Raw genomic sequence first — 21,774 nt, forward strand, 5'->3', positions numbered from 1 at the left:
GCTATATTTATAGAATTATGATATATATTTATAATATGATATCAGATAGCATCATTACTTTAATCATAAAACTATCTAGATTAAAAGAATTTATTTTATCTAAGTAGGATGCGTAATTAGAGATAGACTTAATCACAAAATAGGACTTTAAGTAATTATTTTTTAGAAAAAACATCATATGCGCAATATATATATGTGTGAATTATATTCAATATAATTACATATATCATCATCTAATGATTATAAAAAGATAAAAATATTTATTTACATGAAAACAAAATAGAGAAAAATCTGAATATTATATACCGAAAATCAATATAAAATCCAGAAATTAGATTGATAATAGTCTCTAATGTAAAGAACAATTTTTATTAGATTTAATGTGTTCCACAAAAAGAATTGATGTAATGTCATACCTAGTATTGATGATATTGATCATCTTCTTTAAAGTTAAAAGTTTATCAAATCTTTTATAATACAAGGTTATTACTAATAAGATATTGTGTATGGTTTAGTATATGAACTTATTTCTCTGAAATATAAGGATCAGGATAACCTAGTTTCATTAATGATTTAACCTCTATGCTTTGCATAATTAAGGCTTCATTTTCAGAAACATGATTATAGCCCAACAAATGAAGAGCACCATGAATTGTCATGTGGGCCCAATGCGCAGTCAGTGCTTTATATTGCAAGGAGGATTCTAATTCTACGACTTGTCGACAAATAATTATGTCACCAAGTAAAGGAAAAGTTGTTCCAGGAATATTTTCGAACGGGAAGGAAAGAACATTAGTTGACGTATCTTTACCACAAAATTTATGGTTCAATAAGATCATCTCTTTTATATCTACCACGCGTATAGTGATCTCTTTTTCTGGATGAAAATACACACACATCACTGTCAACCAGTGATAAAAATCAGATTCTGTTGGTAAATTCTTCTTATTTTTACAGGCGAGTTGCAAATTTAGAATCATAGCAAAACAGTCTTTTGTATACAGAACATTATTTTTAAAATAATTTAAAAAAAGAAAACTAACATAAAAATCCAGATCATTTCAAAAAAATTAAATTATAATTACTTTCAAACCATCTAAGTTTACTTCAATGCTTATACATATTTAATAAAACAGTCCAATCTATCATTCCAGAATACTCACACTATCCTAGCTTATCTTTAGACAGATTACAATCTAATAAACCAGATCTCATTTTACAATTCTATCAACACTAAATGATAAAACAGAATATTAGAAAACTAAATATTAAAACATTAATTAGATACCTCTGTATCTAAGATCATACTAAATATAATTATATATTATATGAGTGTTAAGAATCAATATCATTACTTTAATTACAGTATAAAACTATATGAACAATCTATATTGTAGAGTAGATCTATGATCGCTATCAATACATATCCTATTAAAATATACATATATATTAACTTAACTAGTGATCTCAAAAAATAATTAATTGCATCTATGAATTTTCTTTATTTGAGTGAATTATATTTCTTTCTTATCAAGAAGGGGTAGAAATCTTATATAAAAAATCATTGCATCTAGATAGGATCTATAATAAAACAAAAATAAGACATTTATTAACTAAAATTGTTGAAATAGATATATACCCATCAAAATTATTAACTATTCCCTACTATTGAGTAATGGTAATAATCTTGTTTCTTGATATAAATTCAAGTTGCATGAAAATATTGAGTATGATGATCTGATAGAATGTTAGATCAGAATCTAAAATGTCTAAGAAAATCATAATTGTTAACTCATGGATATAATCTGACCATGTAATTAAATTACATCATTTATATCTTTCATCAAATATAATTACCTGTTCGCTTAAAATGAAAGTTCTAACAAAAATGAGAAATATCTCTATCTTTATTTAATTAAAAACAACAATTTAAGATAAATATATTATAAATACTGTAAATATTTAAATAAAACCGAATAACATATCTTTCTCTCATATAATATAAATACCTTGTATAGTAACAATTAATTATATTCTAATTATATTAATTGAGTAAAATATACCTCTGAAAAATAAAAATCAATATTTTATCCTATTTTCAAATCTTCCTGTTTATGATTTGGATTAAAATACCTAATGCATACTCTCATGAAATATAATATTTTATCTGAAATTATTGTAAAGTAATAATCAAAAATTTTTTTCTTCTTCGTAGAGAAAATCAAATTGATTATATATCTATAGTTCTTAACTATATTTAGAGCATATAAAACAAAATTGCTTTCAAGGAAACAAATCCTATATTATTAATAAGTAATAAAAATATTTTATTAAAGATATTGTTTATTTAGTTTATCAAAATTCATATCAAAATTGCAAAATAGACAATATCCTAAACATTAATATTGTAATCTAAATTATAGAAAACCATCGTAGTTCCTCACAATAATATACTAAAAATCTTATCCTTACATATTAATCTAATATTCACTCTTCACTTATACATTATAATTAATACCAAGGTGATACTACTATTTTCCTGACTATACTTCATAGCGTTTCAAACGATACAAATTTTTATAAATTATTTGTTAAATACAAGATTTTTCTATTTGTTAGTATATAGATTAATATTTCTAATATCTTGTTGTCATATTATTTTTTAAATATCTTGAACACAGAATCATTTATATGATATTGATCTATGTGAATTAGAACTTATTATAGATTTTAATAAAAAAATAAAATCTCATCGTCTAAATAAAGAATTTAAAATATTAACTGCCTAATATTCTAGGGTCTTTTATAAAATCTTATTTGTATAAAACTATTCTAATATTATAAACAGATACAGATAGTTTCTAACTTTTCGAATCATGATACTTTAATTCCTTTGTTATACGAATTTGCCTTTCATCGTCCAAATAATTATCTGTATAATGATTTTATCAAATAATGATCACTTGGATAACCTAATACCCTAGCTAATAAAAAAGAAAGTAGAACACCTAATAACTAACATAAAGACTGGTTTGTATACAAATTAAAACTCTGATCTACATTTTCTAAGTGACAAACTAAAAAATTTACAGAATACAGAACCCATATTTTTAATTTAAAAGATGAAAATTACTTTATTATAAACAGAAAAACCGTTTAAAAGTGAAAAACCTCCCTAATAATATGCAGGAATTCATTAAAACTTTCTTATATTTTTTAAATTAATAACCTGGTCTCTTCAGAATCAACAATATAACACTGGATCTTTTTGATATGTTATCAAAAAATAAGAAATATAACACAATTAACCATCAAAATGAAAATAAAATAAGTACTTTTGCTTCGATTCACATCAAATAGGATGTATACTGAAACATTATCATTAACGTTTTATAATTTCATTGGTTAGAGCTCAACATTCTTCTGTATTCTCATAGCAGAATTATTAGTTGTATTAACAATCTAAAAAATGAAATTTTTTATAGAAAACCAGAAATATCCACCTAATATAACTGTTTTAACACATCTATGATCTACTAATTCTTATGCAAAAACGTTAGATGTTAATTCCAATAAATTGACATTTCTTACTTTTTACTTAATGAAAACAAATAAGACTAATCATCGTATTTATTATACTTAAATATTATTAATATTTTATTTCTTAACACATACTTAAAAATATAAATAATACATAATAACAGTATGTTACTTAATCATACTTAGTTTTGTATTCATCTCGAAATGACTTTAATTAATTTTAAACAACTTAAAAGTAAACCATATATTACTCATAAGGTGAATATTATTAATTTAAGTGTCTCTCTAGACTAATTAAACATATTAAATTTAAGATAAAATCATGTAATCTCATGCTAGAATATATTATATTCATCTTATTTACTAAAAATCATTGGATACTATCAATCATATCAGACTGCAGTTAATATTATAGAATATTTATTCTATTAGAAAACGCTAATATCTCTTTTTGGTGTAAAATAAGTTATTCATAGAATGCTTGATTTAAACTGATTGTTCATCAAATTACAGATACAATCTTGAACATATAAGTGTAAGTACAACACTTTGATAATCAAATCCTTTGATTAAAAGGCGTGTGAGAACATGTTGTGAACAATAAAATCTGATATAATAGCTATAACATTACTTTAGTCGTAAAATACGATTATTAAAATAGATTGATCATGTCCAACAGTATTATAGCTAACTGGTAACCGTCTTGGTTGCATTTTTCTCTTAAAAAAGCTTAAAATTTAAATTTCGCAGCGAGGCAAACTATGTTGCAATTAGCACTTAATACCATCACAGCTGGAGCATTAGCTCGTGATAAAAAAGATGCAATTCACCAAGTCAACGCTGCGCTGACTGCAGCCGGAAACGTTAGTACTGAGTACTTAGATTCTATGTTAGCGCGTGAAAACCAAATGTCTACTTATTTAGGCAATGGTGTTGCAATTCCTCATGGAACAATTGATGCTCGCAATCTTGTATTAAAAACCGGTGTCCAAGTCTTTCATTTTCCTAAAGGAGTCGATTGGGGAGAATCTCAAATAGTATATATGGTCATTGGTATTGCGGCCAAATCTGATGAACATTTATTGTTATTAAGAAAATTAACTCATATATTAAGTGATGAATGCCTAATAGAAAAACTACAAATTCCTCATACAGCTGAATCTTTACGCAGTATATTTATGAATGCAAAATTTTCTACTGGATTGAAATTTGACTCTTCCCTAATTTCCACTAATGTGAATGCCAAAAATCTGATGACACTGCAAGCTCTGAATGTCGGACTTCTCCAAGAGGCAGGCGCAATAGATACTTCTTTTATTTCTTATATTATTAAAAATAAACCTCTTAACCTTGGGCAAGGAATTTGGATCAATGATAGTCCTAATGGTAATCTAATCAGTGCTATCGCTATCAGTCGATTAGACTCCGCATTTTCTCTCAATGGAGAAATGGTGTCACTTTTAATGACAATTTCTATGGCTGATGATCAACCATTAAGTATACTAGATAACCTTAGCATTCTATTAGTGAAAAAGAAAGCACTAGAGTTATGGAATGGAGATGCTGCACAAATAATAACTATACTTAGTAATAAGTCATCATGTCATTCCGATAAAGAACAAATAGTTGTAAAAGAGTTTGTAATTCGTAATGAACATGGGTTACATGCTCGTCCAGGAGCTATATTAGTGAATATAATCAAGCAATTTAACTGTGAAGTAAGTGTAATCAATCTTGATGGTAACGGAAAACCAGCTAATGGACGTAGTCTAATGAAGCTTGTTGCTCTTGGTGCAAAAAAAGGCCATCATTTGCGATTTATTGCTAAAGGATCAGAATCTAAGCAACTTATAAATACAGTAGAAGCAGCTATTTCTTCTGGACTTGGAGAGATTCCAGTATGAATAAAAATATAGCCACTATTACTTTTAATCCGGCCTATGACTTAGTTGGATATACTAATCAAATTCATTGCGGTGAAGTAAATTTACTAAAAACTACTGGACTCTATCCAGCTGGAAAGGGGATTAATGTTGCTAAAATATTAAAATATTTTAGTATTGATGTTACAGTTAGTGGTTTTCTTGGAAAAGAAAACCAAGATGGATTTCAGAAACTTTTCACTAAAATGAATTTTTCTAATCGTTTTATATTGGTGGAAGGACGAACACGTATTAATGTTAAAGTTACTGAAAAAAATGGTTCTCTTACTGATTTGAACTTCTCTGGTTTTTCATTAACAGAACAAGCATGGGAGGATTTTGCTAGTGACTCACTTATCTGGTTAAAGAAATTTGATATACTTTGTATTAGTGGTAGCTTGCCAACAGGAATTAGGTTATCTTCTTTTAGTCAGTGGATGAGAGAGTTGAATAGATGTTGTCCCTTCATTATATTTGATAGTAGTCAAGAAGCGCTTCTAGCTGGACTAGAAGCAAAGCCATGGCTAATAAAACCTAACCATCGTGAATTAGAAACCTTAGTTGGGAAAAAATTGTCAACTATAAAAGATATTGTTTCTTGTGCTAGAAACATCCAAAAACAAGGCATTCATCATGTCGTAGTATCACTTGGCCCTGAAGGAGCAGTGTGGGTTAATCCGAAAGAAGAATGGATAGCAAAACCTCCATATTGTAATGTTGTGAGTACTGTTGGAGCGGGTGATGCTATGGTTGGCGGCATGATTTATGGACTTTTGATGAATTACTCAAGTGAATACACTCTTCGTTTAGCAACTGCATTATCTTCGCTAACCGTTAGCCAAAGCAGTCTTGAGATCTCTGATCGTAAAAAACTAGATGCAATGATGGAACGTATTGTTTTACATCCATATCAAACAATGATAGCTGGGGAGACGAAATGAAAACCATGCTAATAATGGATTGTTCATTAGGACTAGCTACACGCCACATGGCGAAGAACCTAACTAAAGCAGCTGCAGAACAATCTGGTATTCTTCTAATTGATAAGTTAGAAGAAGCCGATAGAATAATTATAGTTGGTCAAGTCAATCCAGTAGACAATCAACTACAAGGTAAAAGAATTTATCCAGTAGATATTTCACAATTACTGCATAATCCAGATCAAGTTCTATTAAAAGCACAAACAGATTCTCAGCTATATTCTATCTCTCAACCTCAATTAGTCAACCTATCTCAATCTAAGATAAAAACGAAACGCATCGTAGCAGTAACTGCATGCCCAACTGGTATAGCACATACATTTATGGCAGCCGAAGCTATAAATAATGAAGCTAAAAAGCGGGGATGGTGGATCAAAGTCGAGACACGTGGTTCAGTAGGTGCAGGCAACATTATTACAGATGATGAAGTAATGCGGGCTGATCTTGTGATAGTGGCTGCCGATATTGATGTCGATTTATCTAAATTCTCTGAAAAACTTATATATTATACTTCAACTAGCTTAGCGTTAAAGAATACAGCAAAAGAACTAGATAAGGCTATCGTAGAAGCCAAACCATATCAAACTTTGGGTGGGAAAATAATAACAAAGAACACCAATAACAAAAACACTGGAGCATATCGTCACTTGCTTACTGGTATTTCTTATATGTTACCATTAGTGGTTGCAGGTGGATTAATAACGGCGTTATCATTTGCTGTTAGTAGCACTATTGTTCATCAATTTAGTACATTGACATCCACCCTCATGCAAATCGGAAGCGGAGCTGCTCTTGCTCTAATGATTCCAGTACTCGCAGGTTTTATTTCCTTTTCAATTTCTGATCGTCCTGGGTTAGCACCAGGTTTAATAGGTGGAGTACTGGCATCTAGTATTAATGCTGGTTTTCTTGGTGGAATTATTGCTGGATTTATTGCTGGTTATACCGTAAAATTCGTAAATATAAAGTGTCATCTTCCAAAAAGCTTAGAATCGTTAAAACCAATCTTATTACTTCCTCTAATATCTAGTTTAATTACAGGATTACTAATGATCTATGTAATAGGAAAACCTATTGCTAGTATCATGTTAATTCTTACTAATAGCTTAGCAAATCTTGGAACTGCGAATTCTATAGTCTTAGGCGCTATCCTGGGTGGTATGATGTGTATTGATATTGGTGGCCCACTAAATAAAGTAGCATATTCTTTTGGTGTAGGGTTTCTCAGTTCACAAACTTACACGCCAATGGCTGCTATTATGGCAGCCGGGATTGTGCCACCATTTGCGATGGGTCTAGCAACATTACTAGTGAGAAAAAAATTTAGCCAAAGCCAGCGTGAATGGGGAAAAGCAGCGTTGATACTCGGTACATGCTTTATTTCAGAAGGTGCTATTCCATTTGCTGCACGTGATCCAATGCGTGTACTTCCTTGCTGTACTATTGGCGGTGCAGTGACAGGGGCGATCTCTATGGCAATTGGCGCTAAACTAGTAGCCCCTCATGGAGGGTTATTTGTTCTATTAATTCCTGGTGCTATTACTCCTGTATTTGGTTATATAATTTCCATCATTGTTGGCACATTGATCGCTGGTATTTCTTATGCTCAATTAAAGAATCCAGAAGTGAAGTGTAATACAGCCTAATTCTTCTCATTCTTTATCAAAAACTAATAATTTGATGATTAATCAAAATATCTTTTGATAATAAATTATTATAATATTTCATTTTTTCCAGTTGATTGTTGTTCTGATTTGAGCCAAGAAATTTCATTTTTCCAAAGTGCAGGATTAGCTGTTTCTAAGATCATAGGGATCCGATTGAAGCGACTATCCTGCATCAACCAACTAAAAACAACTTGACCAATTTTTCCCTTACCTAAACTTTCATGGCGATCAATTCGACTACCTAATTCATTTTTTGAGTCATTAAGATGTATTCCACGTAAATAATGTAACCCAACAATACGATCAAAATCTAAAAAGGTTTTTACACAAGATGTTTTAGTACGTAAATCATATCCAGCAGAAAAAGCATGACATGTATCAATGCATACTCCTACACGTGATTTATCTTCTACTGCATCAATAATATCTGCTAAATGCTCAAAATCAAATCCAAGGTTGCTCCCTTGTCCTGCGGTGTTTTCAAGAACTAAGGTGATCCCTTGCGTTCTATCCAGAACTATATTAATAGATTCAGAAATACGTGCTAAACAATTTTTTTCCTGTATCTGTTGTAGATGACTACCGGGATGAAAATTTATTAATTTAAGGCCTAATTGTTGGCAACGCATAACTTCATCAACAAAAGAATCACGTGATTTTTTCAATCCTTCTCTTGTAGGATGACCGAGATTAATTAAGTAACTGCTATGCGGCATAATTTGGGATGGATTAAATTTTTTTTTCTCACAAATAAAACGAAAGGATTCAATTTTTTCTGTAGTAAGAGGGGGTGTGAACCATTTTCTCTGATTTTTGACAAAAAGAGCAAGGGCCGTAGCCTCTATCTCCGACGCGCGCTCGATCGCTCGATCAACTCCTCCTAATGCACTAACGTGCGCTCCAATATATTTCATTACTTTAATTCCTATCAAACACCATATAAATAATCTAAAAGTAGACTGAAAGATAATCTACTCTATAATGAAGTCATCCTCTAATATCATTTGAGTATATTTTAAATTCTATATTTACACTACATCAAGTATATCTAAAGTGTTTTATCTGCTTCTTAATACTATTAGTTATAAGAATTACGTTAATATCATAATTACGATATAGTTATTTATATTTATAGAATTCTATAGCATGTCTACTTTATAAAATAAATAGATATCATCAATTTCATTTCGATAAAATTATTTCAAAATTATAGAGTTAATTAAAATTATATTTAGCATATTTATGATGGACAGACCGTTACTTTATTTTATAAAGATAAAATGATTGATTAGAAAGCACAATGAAACAATATTAAAAATCTAAGTGACATAATACTATTATTTAATCTTTTAAGATAATTTGACAAAAATTTTTTTCTGTGATACATCATCTTTATGAATCTTTTTAAGATATTTAATAGATGATACAATAACAACTTTAATATCAATTGGAATAATGAAAAGTTTTATTGATGACTGATTTATTCTTGACTAATATTGTAATAAAATTCTTGTAAATCTACATAGATAATGTACTAAAATCAGCTTATTGTAACTCTGAAATAATATCAAATCTCTTATCTATCAAACCATATAACAACTCTTATTTTTAAAGAAATACAACCTAGAATTTTGACCATATATTCTTAAATAGACTTTCACTATTATATTGACTTGAAGTGCGAAAAAATACATATTCATTCCTATCCCATATCTAAAGAAGAAAAGATTCAGTATATCTTTCACAGTAAAAAGTTAATGACATTATTACTTAAATAATAAAATATGTTATGAAGTATTATTAGAATACTTCACTATCTACTATTAAACTGCAGTAGAGCCTCGTTTACTCTATCTAAATAATTTTGACGCGCTTCACCACTTATTCCTCTCATGCAAGGAAGTCTAGCGGTTAAAGGATTTACAGCATGATTATTTATCCAGATTTCAAAATGAACATGAGGTCCAGTTGACCGACCAGTATTACCAGAAAATGCAATACACTGACCACGCTTAACTCTCTCTCCTGCCCTTACAAGAAGAGTTTTTAAATGCATATACCGTGTCATATATTGTCGACCGTGACGTATAGCTACATAATTCCCGGCCGCACCACTAGATTTAGATACCATCACCTCACCATCTCCTACCGAAAAAATAGGTGTACCTATAGGTACAGCAAAATCTACACCTTTATGTGGTGCAATACGGCCAGTCACTGGATTAGAACGTCGTGGATTAAATTGAGATGAAATACGATAACGTCTAATCGTAGGAAACCGCATGAAACCACTAGTTAAACCTGATCCACGACGATCATAAAATTTTCCATCAGCAGCACGAATAGCATAATAATTTTTTCCAGAGCTACGTAAATTAACTGCAATTAATTCACTTTGTTGTCTTTGGCCGTCTAGCATTTCGCGCATAGTTAAAACCTTAAAATAATCACCATCACGGAGTTTTCGAAAATCTATTTGCCACTGTAAAGATTTAATGACTTCACTAATTTCACTATTACTCAACCCAGCCAATTTAGCACTATTAATAAAACTACCGTTAACTACAACTGTTAACCTATCACGCTGCCACGTTCCAGTTTTTAATAATACAGATAATTTAAACTTATCTTGTATACGATCGTACCGACGGCTTTCTCGGCGAGACACCTCCCAAACTACACGTTGTAACTGACTATCAGTATTTAAGGTCCATGAGAATTTTTGTCCGATTTTTAAAGAATATAGATGTCGATCAGCTTTTACTAACTGTCTAATATCTGGCATTTCAATACCATATTGATTTAATATGCTGCTCAGTGTATCTCCAGAAGCAACGATGTAGTCGTGATTTCCAATCTCACTAGGAATATCATTATCAAATTCATCTTTTGGAGGATCATCTTCTGTAACGAAGTTTTCCGTATCAATAGGCTCGCTATCTGAAGGAAAAGAAATATTAAAAACATCTTGCTCGAAGTGAGGGTAATTAACTTTAAGGCTTGCTATAATGACATTATGAGTACAAGTATTCCATATAAAAATCATTAGGCTTACTACAGCAAGTACACTTAATATAATGCGGTAAAAATAGGAAAAACTATTAAACTCTAGCTTAAGAGAGTTGAGTGTTTTCTGCACGTACGACTTCCTTTGCTTTAATCTCCTTTGAGAAAATTCATATACTAGTCCGATATCTAAATACGAAATTAAACATAGTTACCCTCCCTGAGATAAACACCTGTACTCATAAAATCTAAAGTACCTGTATATATTGGAGTTCCCATAAAAATTGTCTTTACTACCGTTAACCTAAATTGAAGTTCAGAAAAAATATATAACCTTATTTTCGATCAATGAGCTCCATATCTTATGCAAACGCTATGCTTCTAGTTGAATTTCTGGATTCACAGTCAAACATCCTAATAAAGTAAAACCGTAATATTGTTCAAAATATTCCTGTTCATTATGCAAAACAAAGTAGCCTTAATCTTTAGATCGGAATAGTTGGTTTATAGATATGTGCGTCATTCATACATATGAAAGACTCAAAGTGCTGAAGATTAGCATCTAATTAATGATAATGTATAGGCATAATTTTCAATAATTTTTATGAATCCGAATAGTTGTTTTTCTATAAAATTCCGGTCATGCTAAAAAATATATATTATGTTGACTATCATTGTGTTTATTTTTATCCTTAATAAGATTCATCTTCTTCTTTCAAAGAAGAGAAATCTAGATATGATCGATAACTGTTAGTAGCGCTTTATAGTAATAAAGATTAAATATTAGATAATAAATCTATCTCAATTTTTGTATCTATGTGTACAGTTTGAACACAATTAGTCATTAATTCTTCCACCTTAGTAGAAAACAAAATAATGAGTTCTACGTCCTTTATATGCTTAACATCTGATAGATTCAGTGAATAATCATGAACTGACGAATCGTTCGGTAAAATCATTTTAATTATAACTATACTATAAGTGATGAAATCAGAAATAAAACCTATAGATTTTATGGAAAAACCAATAACTACTTCAGTTTGACTCAATAAAAATATGAGAATAACAATCCTATCTTTTTTAATTACACTCAATTGTTAATATAGCATAACACTTTATTCTATCCTGATATCAAATGTCTTGTTAGCAACATACTATTAAAATATACTCGATATTATGTCTATATAGATTAATGTCATCAAAATTTCAGTGAATTTTATCGCACATCCAGTACTGATTAATATATTAGTACAGCTAGATTTATGAGATAATAACATTATTTGGCCAAAATTGCGCCGGAAAACATACTATAATACTATAGTATTAGAATTAATCAGATCCAGTTCTAGATTCTAGAATACTACAAAAAACTCTGTATAAGATTCATTCCATAACAGATCCTTCTTAATTTTATTCTCCTTATAAGCATAAAGTGTTGTATCTTATTTCGACTTGTAGTGGAATACAGCGATATTTTTTATTTTGAAACACGTATCAGAAGAATGTCTTATTACATATTCTCATTAAAATCTCTTTAGAGGAGGCAAGGAAGAGAACATTTCTAACATGTCCATTATTGAACTGACTGCAACTATTAGTTCTTGATGAACCTACTTAAGGTATTAATGTGAATGATTCAGTTATATCTACATGATTTAATCAATTAGCTTTGACGTCAACTAAATTTTAGTATTTAAATTTTCACATGATTTACATTTAAGTATAGATAAACAATTAAGGTGTATTCTTGAATCATTCAATCTGTACTCTTACTGCATCACAAACGATATTACAATAATCAGAATTGATCTCTATTCGTGATCTTAGTACAGAACAATTAGAAATTGATCGATATTATAATTATATTTATTATTATAATTTATAGGTAGAAATATAATATAATATGTAAGAAAATATTGTACCTCGATGATTGAATTATTATTTCTAGAAGAGATTACAAAAGTTCTCAATTAAGGCCAATAAAAGATGCTCTTGATTCTTTTATCATTTAGCGTCAAGAATTATCCTTGGTTAGCACCTTAGTATATGCTTTATTACTTGGGGTTTGTCGTTACTACTCAACACGAATCTTTTCTATTCAGTAATTTCTGTAACCTATTTATGATCGTTTATACCAGTGGAGTTAGAGTATATTACTCATATCTAACACTAAATAAGTTATTAGGAATACTCATTTACAAAGCTTTATTACTAGAACTAATTCTTGTTAGTCTTATTTTCAATTCTTATTCTGACTGGCTTGCATACCTGTTGAGTGATTGACTAAAAATGATGTTCAATAATTTATGGATCATGTTAATTAATATAAGTTTAATACTAATATTCTTGATATAGAATTAGAGAGCATGACTAACTCTAACTATGAGTTCTAATCTAACTAAGATAGGTGATATAAAGATTCAATAAATTGAAATCACTGCAATTATCATAACTTCACTAACGATTAGAATATTAATGTAGTTTATTTGATCATTAATGATTACGTTGTTACTAATTATTCTAGTAGTTATATACATCAATTTACTATATCTTCCTCATAAGTGATCATTATAACAGTTCTGATAGACATGCTAGCTGTTACAGATAAATTAATGATACTAGCATACTATAATACTCCGGTAGGACCGCAAGTAACTTTAGATATAGTATTAACATTTATATTAAACAACTGACAAACTAACAACGTAAATACAAAATCATAATAATTGAGTAATAAAAAGTAGAAATATCAATAATATGACATAACAAACCTAATATTCGTGTAGACTTAAAATAGTCTAACAAAAACATGTGTTTAGAATAAAAAGATTAAAAATCTACAACAAACTATTTTATTATAAAAATAGTTTTAATTATAAATATCTAACATTGTCTATTCAGAATAAAGAAGATAAAACATATTGTATACTCAGAATAAATTATGGTTTTAATCACACCTGATTTTATGAATAACTCAATGATCTTTTAAATACAAAATACGATTTAATAAAAACTATTAATCTTATACAAAGTTTTTTATACGAACAAACGGAGTAACTGAATGTAATTAAGTTTTTTATATACTTTGTTCATATAGTGAGAAAATTAGATAATAAATCTTATTTTTAATTTATCAAATGACCCAATTATATACGGATATTAGTCATAATTAAGTCAAATATCATTAATGCTTTTCATAATTTTCAAATCACGTACTATATACACAAAATACATCGATATAAGTTATTTAAGATGTAGGACCTTACTAATTTATGATTAGCTTTTTATTGAGAATAAATAACTAATTACAAGATTGTAATGTTAGAAACATAATAAAAGATAATATCTTTGTATACTATTAATCTCATCATAATAATATTTTTTCTTAATCTTAAATCAGTCTTTATTTCTTCTAAGAAGAAGATAATTAAAAAAATTAAATTTTATCAGTATAATAATAGATATACATCCTAAATCTAGAAAATTCATATTATTAAGCTACATATTTATTTTATAAATTTAAATCTTAAATATATTTAAGTTTATTTAATCACCTCGTTAGATGATTTAATTATCTTTAATATATCACTTCCAACTCATCATAAAGTTTTCTTCTATAACTAGACGAAATGAGTTTTACTCTAATTAAAGAAGATATTCAATATAAAAAGCATGAATAATTACATATAGACCCTCTATTTCTATAATGAAAGAGTATGATTTATCAATGAAACAATTCTAAGAATTGTTTCTCAATTTTTTTATGACCAAATACTAAGTTAGGACCACTCTATAAAAATTATAAAAATATAAAAAATCAATCTTACATATGATTAAATATTTTTGATATTAGTCCTTATAAATAATATCAAAACTACTTAATATCATAAACATGATAAAAATATATAATAGCCGATAAGTTAATCTATAATAATTTATTCTCTATATAGTGTTTTTACAATTATAAATAATAGATTAATCTTATAAATAAAATTAGAAAATAGATTAAAACAATACATAAAACATAGTAATTTAATACAAAGATTGGATTTTCTACGTTTTTTAAAACATTAGTAGATTATAATGATAACAAAAATTTTTATCAATTTTAATAAATATCTATATCGCATAGTACATTAGACCTCAATACAATTTTTAACATAATCATTGACTATTTTATGAATAAAAAATTAACAGTATTAGACATACTAAACAATATCCCTCTAGTTTAAAAAAATTTTTAATTAGTTTCTGTTTTTATTAAAAAAATAAAAAATCTTATTCATTCAGAAATAATTACAATTTTTTATGTATTCTTAATTTTTATTGATTAAATATTAATTGTCTAATCAATTTTATACATTCTGTTAAGTCAATCTATTTCTATAGATACTACATATCTTAAAAACATATCTCTATTTCACTAGTCAATTATATCTGACTAGTGAAATAGGTTATTGTTTTCTTCAATTAAAAGAAATATTATAGTTATAAATTATATTTATATATATAACTGCAGATACAGATTACAATCAATAATTTATATCAACTGAATCTCTATATATTTTTAGCAAATAGAACTTATAGTATATTTAGATCTAAAATCTTATCATAAAAACTTAAATCTTAATACAATCTATTAAGTGATAATTAATTAAATAACCATATCTCATGCTATCTATCATATTATGATCTAGAATCTTTCTTTGATAAAAAATCTTAACTCTGTAAGCTACTAATTATTTCTCTTTTAATAAAAATGATTAAATTTTCAAAATTACTAATCATCGTATGTATAAAGAGTATATTGGATATATCTATATTAAATTTGAAGAAATAGATCTTATGCCTGACAAACTACAGTTAGAAATGTATTGTCAGATGAATTATAAAAATACTACTAATCTATATGTTTCATATTTAAGAGATGATCAAATCAATAATATTCTTAATCAATAATCAAGCAACAGGCAATAAATGAGCAATCAGCCAAAAAAATATAAGAATTACTTTAAGCCAATAAAAAAACAAATTATCTTTACTTACTGGCGTTTTTCTTGTCTCTATGTTTTTATTTTTTTTGGTATGCTTACATTACTACTGCGAGTTGGGTGGTTACAAATTATTAATTTTAATCCATTAGTACACGAAGGAGATAAGCGATCACTACGTGTACAAATTCTTCAAAGATCACGTGGAATGATCAGTGATCGGGAAGGACGCCCTCTAGCTGTGAGCGTTCCAACCCATGCCATTCTCATTGACCCCAAAGTATTATGCGATGCAGGGGGAATAAAAACAGATCATCGTTGGATAGCATTATCCAATGCACTTTCTATTCCTATAAATAAATTAGAAGATCTAATCCGTGCAAATCCAAATAATCGCTTTGTATATTTAGCTCGTCAAATTAATCTAGATATTAGCGAATACATCCAAAAATTAAAACTACCAGGTATTTTTGTTCGTGAAGAGTCACGACGCTATTATCCTGCCGGAAATATTGCATCTCACCTGATTGGTATTACGAATATTGATGGACAGGGTATTGAAGGTGTTGAAAAAAGTTTTGATAAATGGCTAACAGGTCACCCTGGGTTACGTATAGTGCGAAAAGATCGCTGTGGAGAAGTGATTGAAGATATTTTATCCGTCAATGGTGAAGATGCACATAACCTTATACTGAGTATTGATGAACGTCTTCAAACCCAAGTATATCGCGAACTTACTAATGCAGTTATCTGTAATAAAGCAGAATCCGGTACAGCTGTCCTTCTTGATGTGCTTACCGGAGAAGTTCTAGCAATGGCTAACAGCCCAGCATATAATCCAAATAATCTAAATGATACCACGAAAGATATGATGCGTAACCGTGCGATTACAGACGTATTTGAACCAGGATCTACAGTCAAACCAATGGTAATTATTACCGCTCTTCAAAATGGTATTGTCAATGAAGACAGTATTTTAAATACTGTTCCTTTTCGCCTAAATCACCATGAAATTCGAGATGTAGCATTCTATAATGAATTAACGTTAACTGGCATACTGCAGAAATCATCTAATGTTGGTGTATCACGACTAGCTCTTGCCATGCCTGTGAATGATCTACTAAATACTTATTCACTATTTGGATTAGGACAAGCAACAAACTTAGGTCTAGTTGGAGAGAGAAAAGGACTCTATCCTAAAAAAAATCACTGGTCAGATCTAGAAAGAGCTACCCTCTCTTTTGGGTATGGGCTAATGGTAACACCATTACAATTAGCACGAGTATATGCAACATTTGGTAGTTATGGTATTTATCGACCACTATCAATAGTAAAAGTTACGCCACCAGTATTGGGACAACGTATTTTTCCCGAACCACTGATACGAACAGTACTCCATATGATGGAAAGCGTCGCATTACCAGGAGGAGGGGGCATTAAAGCAGCCATTAAAGGTTATCGAGTTGCGATTAAAACGGGTACAGTTAAAAAAGTAGGCTTAAGCGGTAAGTTTATTCAAAGATACATCGCTTATACTGCAGGTGTTGCGCCTGCAAGTAAGCCTCGTTTTGCATTAGTTGTAGTAGTCAATGATCCTCGATCTGGTAAGTATTATGGCGGTACGGTTTCAGCCCCAGTTTTTAGCGCAATCATGAGTAGCGTCCTCCAAATTATGAATATCGAACCAGATGCTCTACCAGATACAAATCCACAAACAACAACAATGAACAAGAATGAGAAATGAGTGAAAAATCATAATTTAAACGAATTACTTAGCCCATGGATATCTAACGCACCAGATTACAGATTAAAAGAAATAAAGCTAGATAGCCGTAACATCAAACCAGGTGATCTATTTGTAGCCATTAAAGGTCATGATCATGATGGCCGTTTGTTTATTTCTCAAGCTATTTCCCAAGGTGCAGTCGCAGTCATTGCTGAAACTGATACTAAAACAGACAATGGGAAAATCAGAGACATACATGGTGTTCCGATTCTTTATTTAAAAGACCTTCCACATTATCTATCTTTTCTTGCTGGCCGATTCTATCAAGATCCAAGTAACAAAATACCTGTGATTGGTGTAACTGGAACTAATGGTAAAACTACCATTACACATCTAATAGCACAATGGGTTTCACTAATAGGTCAATCAAGCGCTATAATGGGAACAAATGGAAATGGTCTATACGGAGAACTAGAACATGCAACAAACACAACTAGTTCTTCTATAGATATCCAGCGATTCTTGATGAGCTGTTTAGAAAAAACTGTAAATCTTGTGATTATGGAACTCTCTTCACATGGTTTGATTCAGGGACGTGTATCGGCTCTAAATTTTGCAGCAACAGTGTTTACTAATCTTAGCCATGAGCATCTTGACTATCATGGTGATATTTCGCGTTATGAAGATGCTAAATGGCTTCTGTTTGCTAAACATAAAACTGAAAAAATCATTATTAATACTGATGATCCAGTTGGAAAAAAATGGATTCTAAAATTACCAAACGCAGTTGCAGTCAGTATAAATGATAGATATCAGATCAACAGCCATAAACAATGGTTAAATGCAACTAAAATTAAATATTATGAACATGGGGTTAATGTTCATTTTCAATCTATCTGGGGGAATGGTTTCCTTAAGAGTTGTCTAATAGGTTCATTTAATGTTAGTAACTTATTAATATCCTTAGCTACACTTCTCTCTTTATCATATCCACTTGAAAAATTAATAAACACTGCTAGTCAATTACAGCCTCCACCCGGTCGCATGGAATTCTTTAAAAGAAGGGATAAACCAACAATAATAGTAGATTATGCCCATACACCCGATGCCCTAAAACAAGCACTTGTAACATTAAGATTATACTGTAAAGGGAAACTATGGTGTATTTTTGGATGTGGTGGAGATCGTGATAAAAATAAAAGAGCCTTAATGGGAGCTATTGCTGAGAAATTATCTGATGTAATCATTATTACTAATGATAACCCTCGTAAAGAAAACCCTAATAAAATTATCAATGATATATTAAGTGGACTCATTCATAACAGTCGCGCCAAAATAATTATGAATCGCATAGAAGCTATTTCTTACGCAGTTAGAACAGCACAAAACACAGACATCATTTTCCTTGCAGGAAAAGGTCATGAAAATTATCAGATAATTGGTACTAAAAATTTTAGTTATTCTGATCGATACACAGTTGCTCATCTTATTGGAATGAAAGAATGATGCCTATTACCTTACAAACAATAGCGGTAATAACTAATGGTAGACTATATGGTAAAAATATTTCTATTTCGTCAATTTCAATTGATACACGAAAAGCAAAAAAGGGTAGTTTATTTATAGCTTTACAAGGAAAAAATTACGATGCACATAATTTTATCCATAATGCTATTAATGCCGGATGCGCCTGTTGTGTAGTTAACAAACCTTTATCAATAGGATTTCCTCATTTAGTTGTCAAAGACACACGGATTGCATTAGAAAATTTATCAGTATGGTTTCGTAAGAAGTCTAAGGCACGCATTGTTGCTATCACCGGATCATCTGGAAAAACATCAGTAAAAGAAATGACAGCGGCTATTCTACAACAATGCGGAAAAACATTATATACTCATGGTAATTTAAACAATGCACTTGGAGTACCAATTACACTATTACGTCTTAGACCTATTCATGAATATGCAGTTATTGAATTAGGCGCTCAAACTAAAGGTGAGATTACCTATACTTCTGATCTAATACAACCAGATAGCGTACTAATAAATAATATTTCAGTTTCACATTTAGAAGGTTTTGAAACAATTGAAGGCATTGCTCAAGGGAAAGGAGAAATTTTTAACGCCCTATCAATTAATGGAACTGCGATTATTAATTCTGATAGTAACGACTGGATAAATTGGCAATTACTATTACATCAACAAAATATTTGGAGATTTTCTTTACATAAAAAACAAGATAGTGATTTTTATTCATCTAATATTATTTCTAGTATTCATGGGACACGTTTTATTCTTCACTCACCTGCAGGATCTGTAGAAATCATACTTCAGGTATTGGGAGAGCATAACATTGCTAATGCACTAGCTTCCAGTGCATTAGCACTCTCTATCGGTGCACCATTAAGTGCTATTTCTTATGGATTAAATAACTTCAAAGGAATAGAGGGTCGTCTCTTTCCAGTCATGTTAAATAAAAATAAATTATTAATTGATGATAGTTATAATGCCAATATGGGATCTATGATTTCTGCTATAAATTTTTTAAAAACCATGCCCGGATATCGTGTTCTTATTGTCGGTGACATTAAAGAACTTGGGAGCAATGCCGATAAATACCATGCTCAAATAGGATTTATGATAAACGCTACCAGTATTGAAAAAGTATTAAGCATAGGCACACTAAGTTATCATATTTCTCATAATAGTGGCGTAGGTGAACACTTTTGTGATCTAACTACTCTAGCCGCTCGATCTTGCGAATTATTGATCTTGCATCACCAAATAACTATACTAGTAAAAGGATCGCGTAGCATGTCAATGGAACAGATTGTCCGTATTTTACAGGAACAAGATGTATGTTTATTTACCTAACAGAATATCTCACGACTTTTTATTCTGGTTTTAATGTTCTATCCTCTCTAACCTTCCGGGCTATAATTAGTTTTCTAACTTCTTTTTTCTTAGCTTTATTGATAGGACCATTCATTATCTCTCGCTTAAAGACACAAGCGATTCGCCAAGTCATACGTAGTGATGGACCAAAATCACACTGTATAAAAAACGGCACCCCAACAATGGGAGGTATTATCATACTTATTTCCATCATTGCTCCCATTCTAATCTGGAGTAATCCATTTAACCTATACGTTTTTCTTGTGATTTATATTCTTATTAGTTACGGTTTTGTTGGTTTTATCGATGATTATCTCAAAGTCAAAGATACTAACAATCAAGGACTACTTCCTCGCTGGAAGTATATCTTTCAATCTGTGATTGCATTAACCTTATGTAGTATTATGTGTCTTGTCGGTAAAGACACGTTTGCAACGGATCTCGTTCTGCCATTTTTTAAAAATATTGTACCACAATCAGGCGTTTTATATTTGCTTCTAGCATACTTTGTTATAGTAGGCACTAGTAATGCCGTCAATCTAACAGATGGGCTTGATGGTCTAGTTATCATGCCAATAGTATTTATTTCTGCAGGATTTGCATTGGTAGCATGGGTAACTAGCAATGTGCAATATTCTGAATACCTCAACATCCCCTATATAAAGCATGCTAAAGAACTGGTTATTGTCTGCACTACAATCACTGGATCTGGATTAGGTTTTTTGTGGTTTAATACTTATCCAGCTCAAATTTTTATGGGAGATGTAGGATCATTAGCCTTAGGAGGCGCACTTGGTACAATCTCAATACTATTACGACAAGAGTTTTTACTTCTAATTATGGGAGGGGTATTTGTTTTAGAAACTCTGTCAGTCATTCTTCAAGTCCTTTTCTTTAAATTACGCGGTCATCGTATTTTTAAGATGGCTCCGATTCACCATCATTATGAATTAAAAGGATATCCAGAACCACGTATTATTATACGTTTTTGGATTATAACACTAATATTGGTGTTTATCGGATTAGCAACCCTAAAGGCACGATAGTG

The 21,774-nt window shown here is 30.1% G+C and carries 11 protein-coding genes; 7 read left to right on the top strand and 4 right to left on the bottom strand.

Features of this window, described 5'->3' with window-relative positions; translation table 11 throughout:
• Positions 1–524: 524 nt before the first annotated feature.
• A complete protein-coding gene (gene ybeY / locus ERCIPICE3303_RS01790) occupies positions 525–980 on the bottom strand; it encodes an rRNA maturation RNase YbeY (protein ID WP_157991022.1) in 456 nt (151 codons plus the stop codon).
• 3,321 nt (positions 981–4,301) lie between these two features.
• On the opposite strand from ybeY, the gene fruB reads away from it, so the two are divergent.
• From fruB to fruA, 3 genes are read left to right on the top strand one after another with little or no spacing between them, the layout of a single operon-like run.
• Positions 4,302–5,444, top strand: coding sequence for a fused PTS fructose transporter subunit IIA/HPr protein (gene fruB, locus ERCIPICE3303_RS01795; protein ID WP_157991023.1), 1,143 nt, complete (start codon positions 4,302–4,304; stop codon positions 5,442–5,444).
• Positions 5,441–6,403 carry a 1-phosphofructokinase gene (fruK, locus tag ERCIPICE3303_RS01800; RefSeq protein ID WP_157991024.1) on the top strand — a complete coding sequence of 321 codons (963 nt, stop codon included), beginning with the start codon at positions 5,441–5,443 and terminating at the stop codon, positions 6,401–6,403. Before fruB ends, fruK begins: the two co-directional genes overlap by 4 nt.
• Complete coding sequence (gene fruA / locus ERCIPICE3303_RS01805; protein WP_157991025.1) at positions 6,400–8,088, top strand: PTS fructose transporter subunit IIBC; 1,689 nt, start codon at positions 6,400–6,402, stop codon at positions 8,086–8,088. The genes fruK and fruA overlap by 4 nt, the downstream gene beginning before the upstream one ends.
• A 68-nt stretch (positions 8,089–8,156) precedes the next feature.
• On the opposite strand, the gene nfo is transcribed toward fruA, so the two are convergent.
• The 3 genes from nfo to ERCIPICE3303_RS01820 form a co-directional block, all read right to left on the bottom strand.
• Entirely contained in the window at positions 8,157–9,023 is an 867-nt protein-coding gene (gene nfo / locus ERCIPICE3303_RS01810; protein ID WP_157991026.1) for a deoxyribonuclease IV, read from the bottom strand.
• A gap of 899 nt (positions 9,024–9,922) precedes the next feature.
• Positions 9,923–11,248, bottom strand: coding sequence for a murein DD-endopeptidase MepM (mepM, locus tag ERCIPICE3303_RS01815; RefSeq protein ID WP_157991027.1), 1,326 nt, complete (start codon positions 11,246–11,248; stop codon positions 9,923–9,925).
• Positions 11,249–11,891: 643 nt separating this feature from the next.
• The gene (locus ERCIPICE3303_RS01820) at positions 11,892–12,074 is read right to left on the bottom strand and encodes a hypothetical protein (protein WP_157991028.1); all 183 of its coding nucleotides are present in this window, start codon (positions 12,072–12,074) and stop codon (positions 11,892–11,894) included.
• 4,018 nt (positions 12,075–16,092) lie between these two features.
• Between ERCIPICE3303_RS01820 and ftsI the strand changes: the two genes are divergently transcribed.
• The 4 genes from ftsI to mraY are packed head-to-tail and all read left to right on the top strand — an operon-like array spanning position 16,093 to position 21,772.
• Positions 16,093–17,850, top strand: a complete 1,758-nt coding sequence (ftsI, locus tag ERCIPICE3303_RS01825) for a peptidoglycan glycosyltransferase FtsI (protein ID WP_157991029.1) — start codon at positions 16,093–16,095, stop codon at positions 17,848–17,850.
• Positions 17,851–19,338: a UDP-N-acetylmuramoyl-L-alanyl-D-glutamate--2,6-diaminopimelate ligase gene (gene murE, locus ERCIPICE3303_RS01830; protein ID WP_157991030.1), complete on the top strand. Its 1,488-nt coding sequence runs from the start codon at positions 17,851–17,853 to the stop codon at positions 19,336–19,338.
• Positions 19,335–20,705, top strand: a complete 1,371-nt coding sequence (gene murF, locus ERCIPICE3303_RS01835; protein ID WP_157991031.1) for a UDP-N-acetylmuramoyl-tripeptide--D-alanyl-D-alanine ligase — start codon at positions 19,335–19,337, stop codon at positions 20,703–20,705. Before murE ends, murF begins: the two co-directional genes overlap by 4 nt.
• Entirely contained in the window at positions 20,690–21,772 is a 1,083-nt protein-coding gene (gene mraY / locus ERCIPICE3303_RS01840; protein WP_157991032.1) for a phospho-N-acetylmuramoyl-pentapeptide-transferase, read from the top strand. The genes murF and mraY overlap by 16 nt, the downstream gene beginning before the upstream one ends.
• Positions 21,773–21,774: the final 2 nt, after the last annotated feature.

It is taken from the genome of Candidatus Erwinia haradaeae, assembly GCF_900699015.1.
GTDB lineage: Bacteria > Pseudomonadota > Gammaproteobacteria > Enterobacterales > Enterobacteriaceae > Erwinia_E > Erwinia_E haradaeae_E.